This is a genomic window from Natrarchaeobaculum aegyptiacum (assembly GCF_002156705.1).
GTDB classification, from domain to species: domain Archaea; phylum Halobacteriota; class Halobacteria; order Halobacteriales; family Natrialbaceae; genus Natrarchaeobaculum; species Natrarchaeobaculum aegyptiacum.
Genome location: NZ_CP019893.1, coordinates 3,626,987 through 3,643,119, shown reverse-complemented (window position 1 = coordinate 3,643,119; position 16,133 = coordinate 3,626,987). Strand labels below are relative to the sequence as shown.

18 protein-coding genes are annotated in these 16,133 nt (G+C 65.4%); 10 read left to right on the top strand and 8 right to left on the bottom strand.

Annotated features, from left to right (window positions below; translation table 11 throughout):
• Positions 1-87: 87 nt before the first annotated feature.
• A complete protein-coding gene (locus B1756_RS17545; RefSeq protein WP_086890247.1) occupies positions 88-987 on the bottom strand; it encodes a complex I NDUFA9 subunit family protein in 900 nt (299 codons plus the stop codon).
• Positions 988-1,090: 103 nt separating this feature from the next.
• Here B1756_RS17545 and tmk point away from each other — a divergent pair, with 103 nt between their 5' ends.
• A complete protein-coding gene (gene tmk, locus B1756_RS17540) occupies positions 1,091-1,699 on the top strand; it encodes a dTMP kinase (protein ID WP_086889721.1) in 609 nt (202 codons plus the stop codon).
• Positions 1,700-1,745: 46 nt separating this feature from the next.
• On the opposite strand, the gene B1756_RS17535 is transcribed toward tmk, so the two are convergent.
• A complete protein-coding gene (locus tag B1756_RS17535; RefSeq protein ID WP_086889720.1) occupies positions 1,746-1,976 on the bottom strand; it encodes an Lrp/AsnC ligand binding domain-containing protein in 231 nt (76 codons plus the stop codon).
• 122 nt (positions 1,977-2,098) lie between these two features.
• Here B1756_RS17535 and B1756_RS17530 point away from each other — a divergent pair, with 122 nt between their 5' ends.
• Both B1756_RS17530 and B1756_RS17525 read left to right on the top strand, forming a co-directional pair.
• A complete protein-coding gene (locus tag B1756_RS17530; protein ID WP_086889719.1) occupies positions 2,099-2,815 on the top strand; it encodes a potassium channel family protein in 717 nt (238 codons plus the stop codon).
• Entirely contained in the window at positions 2,815-3,045 is a 231-nt protein-coding gene (locus tag B1756_RS17525) for an Lrp/AsnC family transcriptional regulator (RefSeq protein WP_086889718.1), read from the top strand. Before B1756_RS17530 ends, B1756_RS17525 begins: the two co-directional genes overlap by 1 nt.
• A gap of 60 nt (positions 3,046-3,105) precedes the next feature.
• Here the strand turns inward: B1756_RS17525 and B1756_RS17520 are convergent, their stop codons facing one another.
• Positions 3,106-3,633, bottom strand: a complete 528-nt coding sequence (locus B1756_RS17520) for a DUF5813 family protein (RefSeq protein WP_086889717.1) — start codon at positions 3,631-3,633, stop codon at positions 3,106-3,108.
• 189 nt (positions 3,634-3,822) lie between these two features.
• Between B1756_RS17520 and B1756_RS17515 the strand changes: the two genes are divergently transcribed.
• The gene (locus tag B1756_RS17515; RefSeq protein ID WP_152031336.1) at positions 3,823-4,182 is read left to right on the top strand and encodes a hypothetical protein; all 360 of its coding nucleotides are present in this window, start codon (positions 3,823-3,825) and stop codon (positions 4,180-4,182) included.
• Here the strand turns inward: B1756_RS17515 and B1756_RS17510 are convergent.
• The 3 genes from B1756_RS17510 to B1756_RS17500 all read right to left on the bottom strand — a co-directional run bounded on the left by B1756_RS17510 (position 4,148) and on the right by B1756_RS17500 (position 7,178).
• Positions 4,148-4,537 carry a DUF7522 family protein gene (locus B1756_RS17510; protein WP_086889715.1) on the bottom strand — a complete coding sequence of 130 codons (390 nt, stop codon included), beginning with the start codon at positions 4,535-4,537 and terminating at the stop codon, positions 4,148-4,150. The genes B1756_RS17515 and B1756_RS17510 overlap by 35 nt on opposite strands.
• A gap of 67 nt (positions 4,538-4,604) precedes the next feature.
• The gene (locus B1756_RS17505; RefSeq protein WP_086889714.1) at positions 4,605-5,891 is read right to left on the bottom strand and encodes an O-acetylhomoserine aminocarboxypropyltransferase/cysteine synthase family protein; all 1,287 of its coding nucleotides are present in this window, start codon (positions 5,889-5,891) and stop codon (positions 4,605-4,607) included.
• A gap of 96 nt (positions 5,892-5,987) precedes the next feature.
• The gene (locus B1756_RS17500) at positions 5,988-7,178 is read right to left on the bottom strand and encodes a M24 family metallopeptidase (RefSeq protein WP_086889713.1); all 1,191 of its coding nucleotides are present in this window, start codon (positions 7,176-7,178) and stop codon (positions 5,988-5,990) included.
• Between the two features lie 123 nt (positions 7,179-7,301).
• Between B1756_RS17500 and B1756_RS17495 the strand changes: the two genes are divergently transcribed.
• Positions 7,302-7,634, top strand: a complete 333-nt coding sequence (locus tag B1756_RS17495) for an amphi-Trp domain-containing protein (RefSeq protein ID WP_086889712.1) — start codon at positions 7,302-7,304, stop codon at positions 7,632-7,634.
• A 23-nt stretch (positions 7,635-7,657) separates the two neighbouring features.
• Here B1756_RS17495 and B1756_RS17490 read toward each other — a convergent pair whose 3' ends face one another.
• Positions 7,658-9,424 (bottom strand): AMP-binding protein, encoded by a 1,767-nt coding sequence (locus B1756_RS17490; RefSeq protein WP_086889711.1) that lies wholly within the window; start codon positions 9,422-9,424, stop codon positions 7,658-7,660.
• Positions 9,425-9,679: 255 nt separating this feature from the next.
• On the opposite strand from B1756_RS17490, the gene B1756_RS17485 reads away from it, so the two are divergent.
• Complete coding sequence (locus B1756_RS17485; RefSeq protein WP_186336479.1) at positions 9,680-10,894, top strand: LolA family protein; 1,215 nt, start codon at positions 9,680-9,682, stop codon at positions 10,892-10,894.
• Between the two features lie 132 nt (positions 10,895-11,026).
• The gene (aroA, locus tag B1756_RS17480) at positions 11,027-12,325 is read left to right on the top strand and encodes a 3-phosphoshikimate 1-carboxyvinyltransferase (RefSeq protein ID WP_086889710.1); all 1,299 of its coding nucleotides are present in this window, start codon (positions 11,027-11,029) and stop codon (positions 12,323-12,325) included.
• 145 nt (positions 12,326-12,470) lie between these two features.
• Here the strand turns inward: aroA and B1756_RS17475 are convergent, their stop codons facing one another.
• On the bottom strand, positions 12,471-13,202 hold the full coding sequence (locus tag B1756_RS17475; RefSeq protein ID WP_086889709.1) for a GNAT family N-acetyltransferase: 732 nt from the start codon (positions 13,200-13,202) through the stop codon (positions 12,471-12,473).
• 165 nt (positions 13,203-13,367) lie between these two features.
• On the opposite strand from B1756_RS17475, the gene B1756_RS17470 reads away from it, so the two are divergent.
• The 3 genes from B1756_RS17470 to B1756_RS17460 all read left to right on the top strand — a co-directional run bounded on the left by B1756_RS17470 (position 13,368) and on the right by B1756_RS17460 (position 16,105).
• Complete coding sequence (locus B1756_RS17470; RefSeq protein ID WP_086889708.1) at positions 13,368-14,084, top strand: TlpA family protein disulfide reductase; 717 nt, start codon at positions 13,368-13,370, stop codon at positions 14,082-14,084.
• A 3-nt stretch (positions 14,085-14,087) separates the two neighbouring features.
• Positions 14,088-14,786 (top strand): cytochrome c biogenesis CcdA family protein, encoded by a 699-nt coding sequence (locus B1756_RS17465; protein WP_086889707.1) that lies wholly within the window; start codon positions 14,088-14,090, stop codon positions 14,784-14,786.
• An 83-nt stretch (positions 14,787-14,869) separates the two neighbouring features.
• Positions 14,870-16,105 (top strand): alkaline phosphatase family protein, encoded by a 1,236-nt coding sequence (locus B1756_RS17460; RefSeq protein ID WP_086890246.1) that lies wholly within the window; start codon positions 14,870-14,872, stop codon positions 16,103-16,105.
• The last annotated feature ends 28 nt before the right edge of the window (positions 16,106-16,133 follow it).

The following is a 16,133-nucleotide window of genomic DNA, read 5'->3' as shown; positions in this document are numbered from 1 at the left end:
AGGCGTTACCTATAACTACTGTATCATTACTCTGATGCGCAACGTTTATAAAATTGCATTTCGACCCTGACGGACCGATCTCGAGGGCTATTTTGGCCGTCGACCGGTGAGACCGAGGTATTCCGGGAGTGTCAGCAGTTCTGACTCCGTACGGTCGAAGGCCGTCACGTCGTTTGTCGCGACGGTGTTGTCAACCTGCAGCGAGCGGCCCTGGTCCGCACCGAACGGGACGATCGGAACGGGATCGACCACCGTCAGGCCGACCTTCGCCAGCGCCATCGGAATCGGAAGGACCGTGACCGATCGGCCCTCTGCTTCGTAGGCGAGTTCCGTCACGTCTGCGAGCGTCAGCACCTCGGGACCGGCGACCTCGTAGATTTCGCCGACGTGGCCGTCGTCCTCGAGTGCATCCGCGAGCATCGGTGCGAGATCACCCACCCAGATCGGCTGGAATCGGGTGTCACCGCCGCCCGGGAGGCCGGTCAGGTACGGCGTCGTCAACGTCTTCGTGAACTCGACGAACTCCGCACCGTCGCCGAAGACGACCGACGGCCGGAAGATCGTCCACTCGAGGCTCGACGCCTGGACTTCCTCCTCGGCGCGCCCCTTCGCGCGAAGGAACGCGGTGGGGGCGTTGGGATCTGCGTCGAGGCCACTCATCTGGACGAATCGATCCGTATCGCCGGCTTCGGCGGCACGGACGAGGTTCTCCGTTCCCCCGAGGTGAACCGTCTCGTGATCGAGCCCACTCGGTGGCTGGAACAGCGGCGAGAGGGAAACGAGATTGACGACTGCGTCGTGTGCGGCGACGGTGTCGGTGATCGAGTCGTAGGCGTTGACGTCGCCCACGGCCGTGTCGACACCTGCAGGGAGTCCGCTCTGGCCAGGGTTGCGTGAGAGCGCCGTAACGTCGTGGCCGCGTTCGGCCAGTTCCGCACACAGGTTCGTCCCGATGAAGCCGGTACCGCCAGCGACGAGGACCTTCATACGTGGAACGTACAGTTCGATCGACAAATAGGTAGTTGCCTCCGTGAGGAGGGTCCTCCCGTCGATAGGTCCATCTAAGTAGTTCTCGCCACGAGAGGCGACCATGCTGGTCACGCTCGAGGGGCTGGACGGCAGCGGCAAGACGACGGTCCGGGAGGCACTCCGGGAGCGGTATCCCGAGGCGACGTTCACGCGCGAACCGACCGACGACTCCTGGTACGGGGATGCCGTCTACCGGTCGATCGGTGACGACGAGGCCGATCCGCTGGCGGAACTCTTCCTCTACACCGCCGACCACGCCGACCACCTCTCGCGCGTAATCGAACCCGCACTCGAGCGCGGCGACCTCGTAATTTCCGACCGGTACGCAGACTCCCGGTACGCCTATCAGGGCGCCACTCTCGAGGGATTCGACCGTCTGGACGTCGACGACCCGCTCGCGTACGTTCGTGAGCTCCACGCGCCGTTTACGATCGATCCCGATCTGACGATCTACCTCGACGTCGATCCCGCCGTCGCGGCCGAGCGCGCGGGCGCAACCAACAAGTTCGAACGGGCCGAGTACCTCGAGTCGGTCCACCGGAACTACGAGCGGTTGCTCGCGGCTGAACCGGACCGATTCGTCCGGATCGACGCGGGTCAGGAAACCGATACCGTGCTCGCCGACGTAGTGGACGCGCTCGCCGAGCACCGCGAGAACGGGGCTGACTGAACGCCGGGGAATCGACGGGAACCTGCGCGACTGACGAGGACCGACGTCAATCCATCGCGATGTACGTTTTCGTGTCCGTCACGCCCTCGAGTCCCTGGATACTCGTCGAGGCAGCCTGCAAGACGTCGTAGATCTCGGGCGCGTCTACCTCGGCGATAATGTCGTAATTTCCCGCGACGATGTGGGCGTCGCCGACCGCCTCGAGGTCGCGGATCGACTCGAGCAGACCCTCGGATTTCCCGGCTGCCGTCTTCACCATGACGAACGCGTGAACCATCGATCACTGGTGTGGTACTCTCTGACACGACTAAAGCCTTTGCCCACCACGCGAGACTGTGCCGATCGGTGCCGTGTCAAAGTGGCACAACCTTATTGACGGGTGCCGACGTACTCGGTCCCATGCGGTTCGTGATCATCGGGGCCGGACGGGTCGGGCTGCGCGCTGGACGCGTCCTCCGTGAGGAAGGACACGACGTGACGCTCGTCGAGTGTGCGGAGAGACGAGTCAGGCGGGCCCGGAACGAATCGTTCACCGTCATCGACGGGGACGGCTCCCGGGAGGAAGTACTCGAGGCGGCTGGCGTCGAGTCGGCTGACGCAGTCGGGGCGCTGACAAGTGACATCAACGTCAACTTCACCGCCAGCATGATCGCCAACCACCATGGCTGTCGAACGGTCATGCGCATCGACGAGGCCTACCGGGAGGAGATCTATCGCAAGTACGCAGACGAGGTCGACGAGGTGATCTATCCCGAGCGTCTCGGCGCGATCGGTGCCAAGAACGCGCTCCTCGGCGGGACCATTCGTGCCATCGCCGACGTCGCACCGAACCTCCAGATCGTCGAACTGACGATCAGGAACGAGGCCCCGGTCAACGGCTACACGATGGGCGAACTCGAACTCCCCGCCAACGCGCGGATTCTCGCGTTCGGCAAACGGGATCAGCCCCTCGAGATACCCACCGAGGACGAATCACTCGAGAAGGGTGATCGACTGGTCGTCCTCGCGGCGTTCGAGGAGTTGAGCAACGTCCGGCAGTTACTCGTCGGCGAGTCGCCGACGGAAGCGATCGCGAACGCGGGGAAGGCAGGAACCGGAACGGGAGGTGTCAACTGATGGTTACGGCATTCGTCATGATCAAAGCGAACACGGGAGAGGCGGACCGCTTGCGAACCGATATCGAGGACATCGAGGGCGTCGAATCCGCGTACATCGTCGCTGGCGACGTCGACCTCATCGCCAAAGCGCGCGTCGATACGCCGGCGGCGGTCAAAGAGATCGCCGCCACGCGAATTCAGGAGGTCGAGGGGATCGAGGACACCCAGACCTACATCGCGATGGACTAGCGTGTCCTTCCCGGAGAACTCCGTCCATCACGAAACCGTCTTCGTGGCTGATCCAGTTCGTCACATCGGCATCCCGCCACGCTCACCATCGGCTGCGTCCTGTCCGCGACGCTGGGCGCTCTCGAGCAACGCGGCGGCCTCGCCTCGATACTCGTAGCCGGGGATGATCCCCTGTGCATAGGTCCCTTCGACGAACTCGATCAGGGCCTTGGCGTCCTCGACGCCCTCCCGTGCATCCCAGGCGACGTACTCGAGGGTGACGGTCACCGCATCGTCTTCGTGCTCGAGTCGCGGCTCCTCGTGACTGCTCGTGTGGGCGACGGTGAAGACGTCCTCGAGGCGGCGCTCGAACGTCTCGACCCAGTCGGTTTCGACGATGGGGGCGACCTCGTCGACCGTCGCCCCACCGAGGCTCGGCATCGTCACGGTGACCGTGAAGACGCCGTCGCGCTTCCCTTCGGCCTCGCTCGCTCCAACTGTCGCCTCGAAGACGGTCGTCTCGAGGCCGAACTCGTCGTCGGTCCGCTCGAACGCGTCGTGGGTTTCGAGTTCGCGCTCGACGGCGTGGGGGAGGTCAGAATCACTCATTACTCGCGGTAGGTCCGTGACGGAGAAGGGCGTTACGCTCGATATCTCGCAGTTCGGTGGTTACCGTCGGCCACCCGAAACCGCTCGAACCCGGAAACCGCAGTCGGCTATCGTTTCGAACGGGTAGCTGGTGGTTTCCAACGAAAACGTCGTCTATTACTACGTCGCGCCTCGGTGTTGCTCGCCGGCATGACACTCGACAGAAACGCCGTGGACCGGCGACGATTCGCGCGCCTTCTCGGCGTGGACGGTGCGCAAGGGTCGGGACTCCCCGTGCGGGCACGCAGGCGCCGGTCGGCAGCGACCGGCTCGGGCGGCGGTTCGAGTATCGGCGATGCGAACGGTGCCGGCGCGGCCCGACATCGCGACGAACCGCCGCGATCGACGGCCGGTGGGAAAATCGACGGTGACCGGCCGAGCGATCCCATTCCGGATCCCGACGGCGAAGCCGACAGCGACCACGACCACGGCCACGACGACGACCGCGATCAGGACCGGGAGGGTACCCGGTCGATCAGTTCACGTCTCGTTCTTCGAGAAACGCGTTGATCGCCGTCGCGACCGCGTCGAAGTCGTTCATCGTGAGGCCGTCAGTCGTGACGAAGACCCCTTCGCTCTGGCTCGTGACGCGAAGGAGAAAGCCGTTGTCGAAGACGCGGATCGTGTAGTTGTAATCGCCCAGTTCCGAGCCCTCGTAGGCAGTCTGTGCTGTTTTGAACCCGCGCCACTCGTGGCCGATGAACGTCGAGAGGTCGGCGTCGCGCTCGAGGTCGCTCCGCAGGTACACCTGCTCGTAGTCGTCGCGCGTGAAGTAGGTCACCGATCGGAGACTGTCGCCGATTGCTGTCCGACAGGTGGTGACGATTCGATCGGCCGCCTCGGACGTGAGTAACCCGGTTCCCATACGTGATGATGGGGTCCCGGGGGACTTAACCGCGGGGGCGGCCTGCCGTTCTCGAGAACGGCACCGGTCAGGCCTGATCGATCGCCTGGTCCAGATCCGCGATGATGTCGTCGACGTCCTCGATACCGACCGAGATCCGCACGAGGTCGTCGGTGACGCCACTCGAGAGCTTCTCCTCTTCGGTGAGCTGCTGGTGGGTCGTACTCGCCGGGTGGATGATCAGCGACTTCGCGTCGCCGACGTTCGCGAGCAGACTGAACAGTTCGACCTCGTTGCAGACTGTCTCGGCGGCATCGTAGCCACCTTCGAGGCCGAAGGTGATCATGCCGCCGTAGCCGCCCTCGAGATACTTCGTCGCGTTCTCGTGGGTCTCGTGACTCTCGAGGCCGGGATAGGTGACCCAGTCGACCTTCGAGTGGTCCTCGAGGTACTCGGCGACGGCCAGCGCGTTCTCGGAGTGTTTTTCCATGCGCAGGGGAAGCGACTCGAGTTTCTGGAGGGTAACCCAGGCGTCGAACGGCGACTGCTGGTTGCCGAGGTCGCGCAGCCCGCGAGTCCGGGCGACGGTCGCGAAAGCGGCCTCGCCGAAGGTCTCGTAGAAGTTGACGCCGTGATACGCGGGGTTCGGCTCCGCAACCTCGGGATAGTCTCCCTGGTCCCAGGGGAACGAGCCGCCGTCGACGAGGACCCCGCCGACGGTCGAGCCCGCGCCGTGGATCCACTTCGTCGTCGAGTTCCAGACGAGGTCTGCGCCGTGGTCGAGTGGTCGGCACAGGAACGGTGTCGCGAAGGTGTTGTCGACGAACAGCGGCACGTCGTTTTCGTGCGCGATATCGGCAATCCGTTCGATGTCCGGCGTGACGAGCGCGGGGTTACCGATCGTCTCGAGGTGGACGAAGGCGGTATCGTCGTCGATAGCCTCCTCGTAGGCCTCGTAGTCGAGCGTGTCGACGAACTTCGTCTCGATACCGCGCTTGGCGACGGTATGAGTGAGGTAGGTGTAGGTTCCCCCGTACAGCGACGACGCCGAGACGATGTTGTCGCCGACGTCCGCGAGGATGAACGTCGCGAGGTCGAAGGCAGCCATTCCCGACGAGGTGGCCAGCGCCCCGACGCCACCCTCGAGCGCGGCGATGCGTTCCTCTACCATCGCGTTCGTCGGGTTCATGATCCGCGAATAGATGTTGCCGGCCTCCTCGAGGCCGAACAGCGCGGCGGCGTGTTCGGTATCGTCGAACTGATAGGAGGTAGTCTGGTAGAGCGGTGGTGCCCGCGCGCCCGTGGTCGGATCGGGTTCCTGTCCGGCGTGAATGCTGTCTGTCGCGAACTGTCGATCTGCTCCGTCGTCGGTCATACGGCCGGACCTTGATAGCGTAGGAACGTAAAACCGCAAGTCCTCACAAATCGCGCCGATTTCGGCGACGGTCGATTTGCGGCGTGTGACCGGTGGCTACCGCAGGGTCGCCTCGAGGGCGACGGGGTAGTCGGTGAGGTTCTCCGTGCCGTCTTCGGTGATGACCACGAGGTCCTCGATGCGGATGCCGCCCACCGCCGGGTCGTAGATTCCGGGCTCGACGGTGACGACGTGGCCGGGCTCGAGTTCCTCCCCGGCCGGCGAGAGTCGGGGCTCCTCGTGGATGTCGAGGCCGACGCCGTGACCCGTGCTGTGGATGAACCCCGTTTCTGTGGTCGGATCGCTCCGGAGCGTCTCGTAACCGGCGTCTTCGATCACGTCGCAGACGACGTCGTGGACGGCCGCGCCGGTTACGCCCGGTTCGACGGCCTCGAGCCCCGCCTCGTAGGCCTCGCGGGTCACCTCGTATCGTCGACGGACCTCCTCGCCGGGGTCGCCGTGGGAGACGGTCCGGGTCATATCCCCGAAGTAACCGGTCTCCTTGTCCCGCGGGAAGATGTCGATCACGATCGGCTCGTGGGCCTCGAGCGGCCCGCTGCCACGGTCGTGTGGGTCTGCGCCGTCGGCCCCACAGGCGACGATCGTCTCGTCGAGTCCGCAGCCGTACTCGAGCAGCGTTTGCTCGATCTCCGTCTTCACGCGTTCGCTCGTCAGCGGCTCGTCGTCGTGGATGAGCGTCCCGTCCGCGGCAACGTCGGCGCTCGCGATCAGGGACTCTGCACGGCCCATGGCGGCCTGGTTGGCCCGCTGGGTCGCACGGATCTGGTCGATCTCCCACGCGGTCTTCGTCGCTCGAATGCCCGCGACGACGCCCTCGGTTTCGACGGTCACCGACAGCCCGTGGTCGCGCAGGCCGTCTGCCGTCCCGGTCGGGAACCGGCGCGGGACCGCGACCGAGCCGACGCCGTGATCTGCGAGAAACGCCGCGATCGTTCGAATCTTGCCCTCGAAGGGGCCGTGTTCGGCGACGTGGTCCTGGTAATCGTATTCCGACAGGCGGGCGACCGTGTCCGCTGTGGCCTCCGATCGAGCGCGGCCGTACTCGAGGCCGGAGACCAGCAAGACGGTCTCGCCGGCGGTAATGAGCGTCTGATAGGGGTCCGGGGCGGAAAAGCCGGAGAGGTAGCGCTGGTCCGGGTCCGACGCGTCGTCGTCGATCAGGTAGCCGTCGACGCCGAGCGCCTCGAGTCGGCGCTCGAGGGGCGCGGTATCGGGGTCGATGTCCATGCACCACAGTGGTCGCGTTCGGGACATAACTGTTCGGCGCTGGGACCGAAATCGGCGACTCGGACGACACGGGGTGAGACGCAGGCCCCGTCTTTTTCCTTTCGATGGTTGAAGGGGCGACGTATGACCGACGAGGAGAACGAGCAAGCGGAGAGAGAGGAGGAACTCATCGAGGTCGAACTGTCTCGCTCACCGGACGACGTCGCCGCCGCGCTCCGGGCGATCGCCGACGACCTCGAGGAGGGCAACCAGATAACGATCGAAGTCTCCGACGAATCGGCGACCGTCGACCCGCCCACGGGTGACCTCGAGTACGAGGTCGAACTCGAGCGCGAACCGGGAAACGACGGCGACGAGATCGAACTCGAGATCGAACTCGAGTGGGTGGTTCCGCACGAGTCTGCCGACGGCGAATCAGACGGAGACGCAGACGACGAAGCAGAACCAGAGGAGTGAGCGCCCCGGACCGCTGACCGCGCTCACTGCTCGATCTCTTGCTCCGCTCGCTCCTTGAGTTCCTGCTTGTTGATCTTGCCGACGGCGGTCAGCGGGATCTCGTCGACGACCTCGACTTCCTTCGGCATCGCCTGCTTTGGAACCCGCCCCTCGAGGTGCTCACGGACGTCCTCGGGTTCGAGCGACGCGTCGGGTTCCGGTTCGACGTAGATCTTGACTCGCTCGCTGCCGGGTCGCTCGGGATCGGGGACACCGATCGTCGCCGGCCGGCGCACCGCCTCGAGTTCGTAGAGCACTTCGTCGACTTCCTCGGTGTAGACCTTGAGCCCGGAGACGTTCACCATGTTCTTGACGCGATCGACGACGTAGAATCGACCGGTGGCGTCGATCTTGACCACGTCACCGGTGGCGATGAACCCATCCTCGTCGAAGGGATCGGGTCGGTCGAGGTAGCCGAGCATCCGCTGGGGACCGTCGAGGTACATCTCGCCCTCGAGTCCTTCCTCGACGGCTTCGTGAATGGGAATCTCGTCGCCGGAGTCGACGTCGATCAGCTTGATCTCAGTGTCCGGGACGGGGATTCCGATCGACGGGTGGTCGAACCGGTCGTCGGTCGTCTGGGTACCGCTGATCGAATCGATCAACCCCCGGAGGTCGGCGTGGGTGACCGGCGACATCTCCGAGAGACCGTAGCCCTGACTGATGCCGAGGTGGTCGCTCTCGAACTCGTCGCGAACCTCGTTTGCAAGCGGTGCAGAGCCCGACAGCGCGATCAGGTTCCGACCCACGTCCTCGTCGAGTAATTCCATGATCTGGGTCGGGACGCCCGAAACCAGCCTGATCCCGTGCTCGTCGATCAGCGCGCGCATCCGGTCGACGTCACGGGGATCGTCGACGAGCGCGACCGAGTTTCCGGACTCGATTCGGCTATGAGTCGCCGTGTAGCCGTAGGCGTGGTACATCGGCTGGGCGAGCAGGGTCGTCGAGGTGAGCCCGCTCGAGCCGGCGAGACTGTTGCTCTGGAGGACGTTCGCGACGAGATTCCGGTGGGTGAGCTGACAGCCCTTGGGCTGGCCCGTCGTCCCACCGGTGAACAACAGGGTGTGAACGTCCGTCTCGGGATCGAACGAGATCGACGGTGGATCACGCTCGTACTCGTCGATCAGGTCCGTGAGCCAGGTGACGCGCTCGCGGTCGTCGTGGCTCGGCGGGTCCGCCGAGTAATCGTCGATGTTCGTCAACACCACCTCGTCGAACCCGACCCGGTCGGCGAGTTCGAACAGCAGGTCCTCGTGTCTGTCGTGCCCGACCAGAATTTCGGAGTCGCTCTTCTCGAGGCGGTACTCGAGGTCTTCGGTCGCGTCGAGGAAGTCGTTCGGGACGTGAATCCCGCCGGCCATCGAGATGGCCGAATCCACGACGACGAACTGGACCGACGTGGGAAGGATCGTCGCCACGCGGTCGCCCTTCTCGATTCCCATGTCGGCGAATGCGGTCGCGAGTCGCTCGGCGTCGGCCAGCACCTCGGGATAGGTGACCGTCCGACCGCGCTGGATCAGCCCCTCTTCGGAGTGTTCGTCAGCGGTCTCGACGAGGAACTGGTGAAGCGGAACCTCCGGATACGGCTCGAGCGTCTCGGGAACGTCGAAGACCGCGTACTCGTGGAACCACGGCCTGTCGGGGTCGTCCGGGAGTGAACTCGTGTATTGCCGGTATCGACTCAGTGCGCCGAATCCGACTCGCGTCGCCCCTCGAGCGACGGTCTTCAGGACCGTTTCCTTAGTGCTCATTGGTACCACTTGTCTATAGGACACTTTATCGTGATAAATTGATTGCCCGATCAGCGGTAGCCGGGAGCGGTCCGTCGGCAGCCGGTGCCTCCATCTCTCCGAGACGTCCACCCCGGTCGTCGACTCGAGTTGAAACAATTATATGCTGTCACGAATAGTTCGCAACAGAATGCGCCTGTCGTTCGTTGCGGATTCGCCGGTACGGTTCCGAACGAAGCCGGGCCCGGGGGCTACGGGGGGGAGACTCGCCGAACGATGAACAGACGACGATGGCTCCGGGGTGTCGCATGCGGATCACTCGCGGGGCTGGCCGGCTGCGTCGCGGTCCCCACTGAGGCCGACGAGCCGTCAGCCCGCTCGCTCGTCGAATCGGCACTCGAGACGATCGAATCGGTCGACGACGTTAGCCTCAGGCAGACGGTGACCGTCGAGACGGACTCGTCGTCGGTCGAACGGGTGAGCCGCGTCGTCCGTCGGCCGCCGATCGACCGCCGCCTCGAGGTACTCGAATCGACCGACGACGTCGCGCCAGCTGGAGCCATCTCCGTTCGCACGCAAACGGTCACGACGGAGTACGATCCACTCGAGGATCAGGTGGTCGAACGACACCACCCCAACCGGTTGCTCGTCGACTACCATCGGCTGGGCCTCGAGGCGCTCTTCGATCACCCGGTCCTCGAGTACGCCGGTACCGAGTCGGTCGACGGTCGCGAAGCGCACGTCGTCCGGGCCCGATCGAGCGACGAGTCCGATCTCTCGGTCGACTTGCTGGTCGGCGAAACCGTCTACCGGATTCCGCTCGATCCGACGCAGGTGGCCGACCTCGAGGAACCGATCGTCGAACGGCGAGTCTGGATCGACGACGCCACGCGGTATCCAGTCCGCGAACGAACCGACGTTCGAGACGGCGAGACGCGCGTCGGTCACCTCGAGGTCACGGCCGAGGACTTCGCCGTCGACGAGGGCGTCGACGACGAAACGTTTACGCTCGAGCCTCCCGCGGGTGCGACCGTCGAGACCGTCGGCCGGGAGCCGACGGGAATCTACGACGAGCGCGCGGTTGCCGCCGAGGCCGTAGCGTACGACCTCCCCGACCCCGACGTCCCAGTGCCGTACGCGCTCGACAGGATCGTCGTCCTCGAGAAACGCGAGGAACTGGGGACGAGCACGACCTTCTGGTACGCAGATCGTGATCGGCCCGACCGCGAGGTCTTCGTCACCGTACGCGACGAACGGCGATACGACGCCGACGCCCTCGAGGCCGAACCGTTCGACGACGTCGACGGTTACCGTCGCGACGGCCGCATCCAGAGTCTCTTCTGGAGCTGCGATGGGCTGCACTACGAGGTCTCGAGTGCACACGACCCTGACCTGGTCCGGGAGGTCGCCCGTTCGATCGGCTGTCCCGAGGACAGGCCGGTCCAGCAGCGGCTGGAAGGGGTAGCGCTGCCTCTCGTAGCCTGTTTCTAAGTGGTGGGCGGCTGCTCGCCTGTCTTCGCCACTCGGCCGCGGTCGTCGCTGGGTCTGCACGGCACCGGCCAGTCACCGGCGACCCCGCAGGACACCGGTATCGGTTTAGGGCGGCCACGCGAGGTGTCGGGCATGACCACGAACGTGACGATCACCCCCTCGAGCGTCGAGGGAACGATCCAGGCACCGCCGTCGAAGAGCTACACCCACCGGGCGATCCTCGCCGCGGGATACGCCGACGGCGCGACGGTGCGCGACGCCCTCTGGAGTGCCGATACGCAGGCGACCGCCCGCGCCGTCGACCTGTTCGGCGGCTCGGTTTCCCGCGAGGACGACGGGACGCTCACGGTCGAGGGCTTCGACGGTCGACCGGGCGTTCCAGCGGACGTGATCGACTGTGACAACAGTGGGACGACGATGCGGCTGGTGACGGCGACGGCGGCGCTCGCCGACGGCACGACGGTGCTCACCGGCGACTCCTCGCTGCGCTCCCGTCCGCAGGGCCCGCTACTCGAGGCCATCGCCGACCTCGGCGGTGGCGCCGAAAGTACCCGGGGCAACGGGCAGGCTCCGCTGGTGGTTTCGGGGCCGATCGACGGCGGCGAGGTGGCGATCCCCGGCGACGTCTCCTCGCAGTACATCACCGCGCTGCTGATGGCCGGTGTCGTCACCGACGAGGGAATCGACGTCGTCCTCGAGACGGAACTCAAGTCCGCACCCTACGTCGACGTCACGCTCGAGGTGCTCGCCGATTTCGGCGTCGACGCCCGCGCTACCGACGAGGGGTTCGCCGTCGACGGAGGCCAATCGTACAGCCCCGAGGGCGGTTCCTACGCCGTCCCGGGCGACTTCTCGTCGATCTCCTATCCACTCGCTGCGGGTGCACTCGCGGGGGCAGACGGCGTCCGAATCGAGGGCGCAAACCCCAGTGCGCAGGGTGACACCGCCATCGTCGACATCGTCGACCGGATGGGAGCCGACGTCGACTGGAACCGCGATGCGGGCGTGATCGAGGTCTCGAGCGCTCCCCTGTCGGGGATCGAGGTATCGGTCGAGGACACGCCCGACCTGCTGCCGACCATCGCAACGCTCGGTGCGATCGCCGACGGCGACACCCAGATCGTGAACGCCGAGCACGTCCGCTACAAGGAGACCGACCGGGTGAGTGCGATGGCCGACGAACTCGGGAAGATGGGCGTCGAGACGACCGAGAAACGTGACTCGCTGACGATCCACGGCGGCGAGTCCGACCTCGAGGGCGCGACCGTCGCCGGCCGTGGCGACCACCGGATCATCATGTCGCTCGCTCTTGCCGGCCTCGTCGCTAACGGTGAGACGACGATCGAGGGCGCTGATCACGTCGACGTCTCGTTCCCGGGCTTCTTCGAGGCGCTCGAGGGACTGGGCGTCGAACTCGAGCGAGCGGAGTGACCGCCACTCTCGCTCGAGGGTGACCTGTCGGTCGAACGCCGTCTGCGTCGAGGTGGCGCCAGCAGGGACAACAGCTGCCTCTGCGTCTGATTTCGTTCCAGCGGTCGACGCGGGCCACAACAGGGTGACCCGGGGCTGTCTTTCGTCAAAATTCGTAGGCCATGAGGAGTTCGTCGACGAACCCATCGTCGATCGTGTAGTGGTCCTTCCGGATTCCTTCGGTGTTCCAGCCGTGGGCCTCGAGGAACGCGAGGGCTGTATCGTTCGTCGCGGGAACGCTGTTGTACACCTTCCGGTAGCCGTTCGCCTCGGCCCAGTCGAGCCCACGAGTCAGCAGCTGGCTCCCGATTCCCTGCCCGCGGTACTCGGGCCGGACGCCGACGGTGAGCTGGGCAGTGTCCCGCAGTTTTTCGACGTGTGGGAGGTCGAGGTGGGTCCAGCCGATCACCTCGCCATCGACTGTCGCGACGAAGAAAACGCGTGACTCGACGGTCGTGTGTCTCGAGACCGCGTCGTCGTAGAGCAACTGTTCGGCGACCGTTTCTGCGACGACGTACGTTTCCGTCGCCGTCACTGCCCGGATCGTGTCGACGACGCCCTCGAAATCGGAGTGACGGGCCGGTCGAATCGTATAGCTCCCGTCGTCGGTCTCGAACTCCTCGATCGATCCGACGTCGAGTGACACCCGGATCGTCCCGCCCTCTTCCTCGAGATACCCCTTCGTTTTCAGCTTCTCGAGTGATTCCTGAAACTGGTTCGCGGGGATCGACGCCGCGTCCCGGACCCGATGGCGTTCGGCCGTTCCGTGGCGCTCGACGTACTGGTAGATCTCCTTGCTCGCCTCGTCGTCGAACGTCGGTCGCTCGGGAGCGCGCATACTGAGCGTGTCGACTGGGACGCGCATAGCTCTTGCTCCTGGATAGCACAGGACATGGAAACCTGTTCGCTCACGAGACGGTCCCGCGACGATCGAACTCATCTACACCGAAAACCCATCAAATCGATGGAAAGATCCATGTAGTAGTGTTAACGAAGTAACTATATGGTCCCCGCCGCATCCGAACGCGACGAATCGAGCGCCGATTCACCTCCCTCGCGATCCCCGCATCTCACGAGACGCGGACTCGTTGGACTCGCCGCCGTCGTCCCCTTTTCGGGGTGTATGACCGTCTTCTCGAGCATCTCGAATGTCACCGGGAACAACGTCCCCGCGAGCGTCGCGCCGGATCGACGCATCGAGGCACTCGGCGTCGTCGCCGACGACGAAATCGACGTGATCGCCGACGCCGAACTCACGCTCGTCTACTTCTTCGCGACGTGGTGTGGGCCCTGCGAACCGCAACTCGAGTCTCTCCACGACGTTCGCGACGCGTACGACGAGGAGACCCTTGCGATGCGGTCGGTCTCTCCCGAGGACGACCGCGAACTCGTCACCGACTACTGGGCGGAGAACGAAGCCGACTGGCCCGCCGCTATCGATCCCGGGGCCGACCTCCACGAGGAGTACGGCGTGAGCGTCTATCCCTCGATCGTCCTCGTCGATCCCGAGGGGAACGTCCGCTGGCACACGAGCGGGACGGCCGACGCGGAGACGATTGTCGAGGCCATCGACGCCGAACTCGAGAACGATTCGACCGGGAGCGGCGACGCTGGGTCGGCGGCTGAGAGTGAAACGGACGACGACAGCGATGGAGAATCGGGAGCCGACGCGGACGTCGGCGACGCAGACGACACCGACGGCGAGACCCCCTCCGAGTGACCGATGCCGCTCTCTGATCTGCGCCTCTGGTTCGCCTTTAGCTCCGGGATGGTCACGTTCTTCGCCCCGTGTGCCTTCCCGATGCTCCCCGGGTACGTGGCCTACTACCTTGGGGCCGATAGCGCCAGCAATCCACGACGAACGCTCGCTCAGGCCGTCCGGGTCAGCCTCGTTGCCAGTCTCGGAATGTTCGTCGTCTACCTCGGTCTGGTCGGCGTCGCGACCTCGATCGGCTCACAGTACTTAGAACGGCTCGTCCTGCTCGGTGCCGTCGTCGGCCTCGCACTGATCGGCCTCGGCGTCGTCACCCTCGGTGGCTTCGCCCACCTGTCGCAACTGACGATCCAGCTTCCCGAACGACAGCGATCCTACCGGGGCTACTTCGCGTTCGGTGTCGCCTACGCCGTCGCGGCCGCCGGCTGTACCGCACCGGTGTTCGTCGCGGTCGTCCTCGCGAGCCTCACCGGCGGCGCGACGATCGCCCTCCTCACGGTCGGAGCCTACGCCGCGGGGATGGCGACCATGCTCGTCGCCGTCACGGCCGTCATCGCACTCGGCCGTGACAGCCTGCTCCGACGAGCAGTGCCACGCGGCCCGCTGCTCGAGCGTGCCGCCGGGGCCCTGTTGATCGCCGCCGGCGTCGTTCAGCTGTACCTCTTCCTGTTCCCCTACGGCGGGCTGGCACAGCTCGGACTCGGGTGAAATGGGGACGGTCGCACGGCCGGGGACCACTCCGCATCGACGAGGCGGCGACACTTTTTTCGCTCACCGTCGCAGTGCACCCGATGCGCACCGACCTCGAGTCGCGGCTGCGTAACCGCCTGACCGACGACGGCTATCTCTTCCCCGACTACGGCGAGTACTGCTTCGCGAACGTCGCCGATACCGTCCAGTCGGTACTCGGCGTCGGCGGTGAGCGCTCGCTCCCGCCGGACGTCTTCCCCGACCCCAGCGCGTCGTACGACCGCGTGCTCCTCGTCCTGGTCGACGGATTCGGGCTCGCCCACTGGAAACGTCACCGCTCACATCCGGTGGTCGAGCGCCTCGAGGAGCGGGCGCGCGTGACGCCGCTAACGTCGCTGTACCCCTCCGAGACGGCCGCGGCGCTCACGACGTTTCACACGGCGCGGCTCCCCGTCTCCCACGGGGTTCTGGGATGGGACGTGTACGATCCGGCAGCGGACGCCACCTGCGAGGCGTTCACGACCGAGGTGACCGCTGGCGACGAGACGGTCGACCGCGACCTCGAGGACGTCTTCGAAGGTGACCCCATCTATCCCGCGCTCGAGCGGGCGGGGATCGACTGCCGGCACGTCGTCCCGTTCCCCGAAACGTATACGGGCGCGACGTGTCACACCTACGGACCAGAGCCGACCCTCGAGGGCTTCGTTCCGGTCCTTCGCGAGGCGTTTGCCGCCGCCGACGATCCCGCGTACCTGTACGCCTACCTCCCGCAGATCGATTCCGTCGCCCACGAACACGGGTCGACCTCGGACGAGTACGGCGAGGTCGTCGATCGGGTCTTCCAGACGATCGAGGAGGCGCTCTCGGCTCTCGATTCGGACGAGGCCGGCGACACGCTCGTCCTCCTGACCGCCGATCACGGCCACGTCGACACCCGGGCTGAACGGAACGTCGATCTCGAGCGGTTCGATACGGTGATGGAGTCGCTACAACGCCACGAAACGGGCGACCCAGTTCGATACGCTGGCAGTCCGCGCAACCTGCACCTCTACCTGCGGCCGGGAACCGTAGACCGGGTTCGAACGTTGCTCGAGCGGGAACTCGACGCCCAGATCTTCACCCGCGAGGCGGCCCTCGAGTGTGAGTTGTTCGGTCCGGAGCCGAAAAGCGAGCCGTTCTCTCGCCGACTGGGTGACCTCGTCGTGGTCCACCGCGACTCGCTCGTCTGGTACGGGAGCGATCGGACGAAACTCGAGTTCGTCGGGATGCACGGTGGTCTCCATCCCGACGAAATGCTCGTTCCGTTCGCGGCGGCAGAACTCGAGCAACTGGTCTGACGTCGGAAGCCTGCTCGAAGGACGGAAC

Bases quoted from the DNA above. Each gene is read 5' to 3' on its own strand.
- B1756_RS17545 (WP_086890247.1), bottom strand. From the start codon at position 987: ATGAAGGTCCTCGTCGCTGGCGGTACCGGCTTCATCGGGACGAACCTG.
- tmk (WP_086889721.1), top strand. From the start codon at position 1,091: ATGCTGGTCACGCTCGAGGGGCTGGACGGCAGCGGCAAGACGACGGTC.
- B1756_RS17535 (WP_086889720.1), bottom strand. From the start codon at position 1,976: ATGGTTCACGCGTTCGTCATGGTGAAGACGGCAGCCGGGAAATCCGAG.
- B1756_RS17530 (WP_086889719.1), top strand. From the start codon at position 2,099: ATGCGGTTCGTGATCATCGGGGCCGGACGGGTCGGGCTGCGCGCTGGA.
- B1756_RS17525 (WP_086889718.1), top strand. From the start codon at position 2,815: ATGGTTACGGCATTCGTCATGATCAAAGCGAACACGGGAGAGGCGGAC.
- B1756_RS17520 (WP_086889717.1), bottom strand. From the start codon at position 3,633: ATGAGTGATTCTGACCTCCCCCACGCCGTCGAGCGCGAACTCGAAACC.
- B1756_RS17515 (WP_152031336.1), top strand. From the start codon at position 3,823: ATGACACTCGACAGAAACGCCGTGGACCGGCGACGATTCGCGCGCCTT.
- B1756_RS17510 (WP_086889715.1), bottom strand. From the start codon at position 4,537: ATGGGAACCGGGTTACTCACGTCCGAGGCGGCCGATCGAATCGTCACC.
- B1756_RS17505 (WP_086889714.1), bottom strand. From the start codon at position 5,891: ATGACCGACGACGGAGCAGATCGACAGTTCGCGACAGACAGCATTCAC.
- B1756_RS17500 (WP_086889713.1), bottom strand. From the start codon at position 7,178: ATGGACATCGACCCCGATACCGCGCCCCTCGAGCGCCGACTCGAGGCG.
- B1756_RS17495 (WP_086889712.1), top strand. From the start codon at position 7,302: ATGACCGACGAGGAGAACGAGCAAGCGGAGAGAGAGGAGGAACTCATC.
- B1756_RS17490 (WP_086889711.1), bottom strand. From the start codon at position 9,424: ATGAGCACTAAGGAAACGGTCCTGAAGACCGTCGCTCGAGGGGCGACG.
- B1756_RS17485 (WP_186336479.1), top strand. From the start codon at position 9,680: ATGAACAGACGACGATGGCTCCGGGGTGTCGCATGCGGATCACTCGCG.
- aroA (WP_086889710.1), top strand. From the start codon at position 11,027: ATGACCACGAACGTGACGATCACCCCCTCGAGCGTCGAGGGAACGATC.
- B1756_RS17475 (WP_086889709.1), bottom strand. From the start codon at position 13,202: ATGCGCGCTCCCGAGCGACCGACGTTCGACGACGAGGCGAGCAAGGAG.
- B1756_RS17470 (WP_086889708.1), top strand. From the start codon at position 13,368: ATGGTCCCCGCCGCATCCGAACGCGACGAATCGAGCGCCGATTCACCT.
- B1756_RS17465 (WP_086889707.1), top strand. From the start codon at position 14,088: ATGCCGCTCTCTGATCTGCGCCTCTGGTTCGCCTTTAGCTCCGGGATG.
- B1756_RS17460 (WP_086890246.1), top strand. From the start codon at position 14,870: ATGCGCACCGACCTCGAGTCGCGGCTGCGTAACCGCCTGACCGACGAC.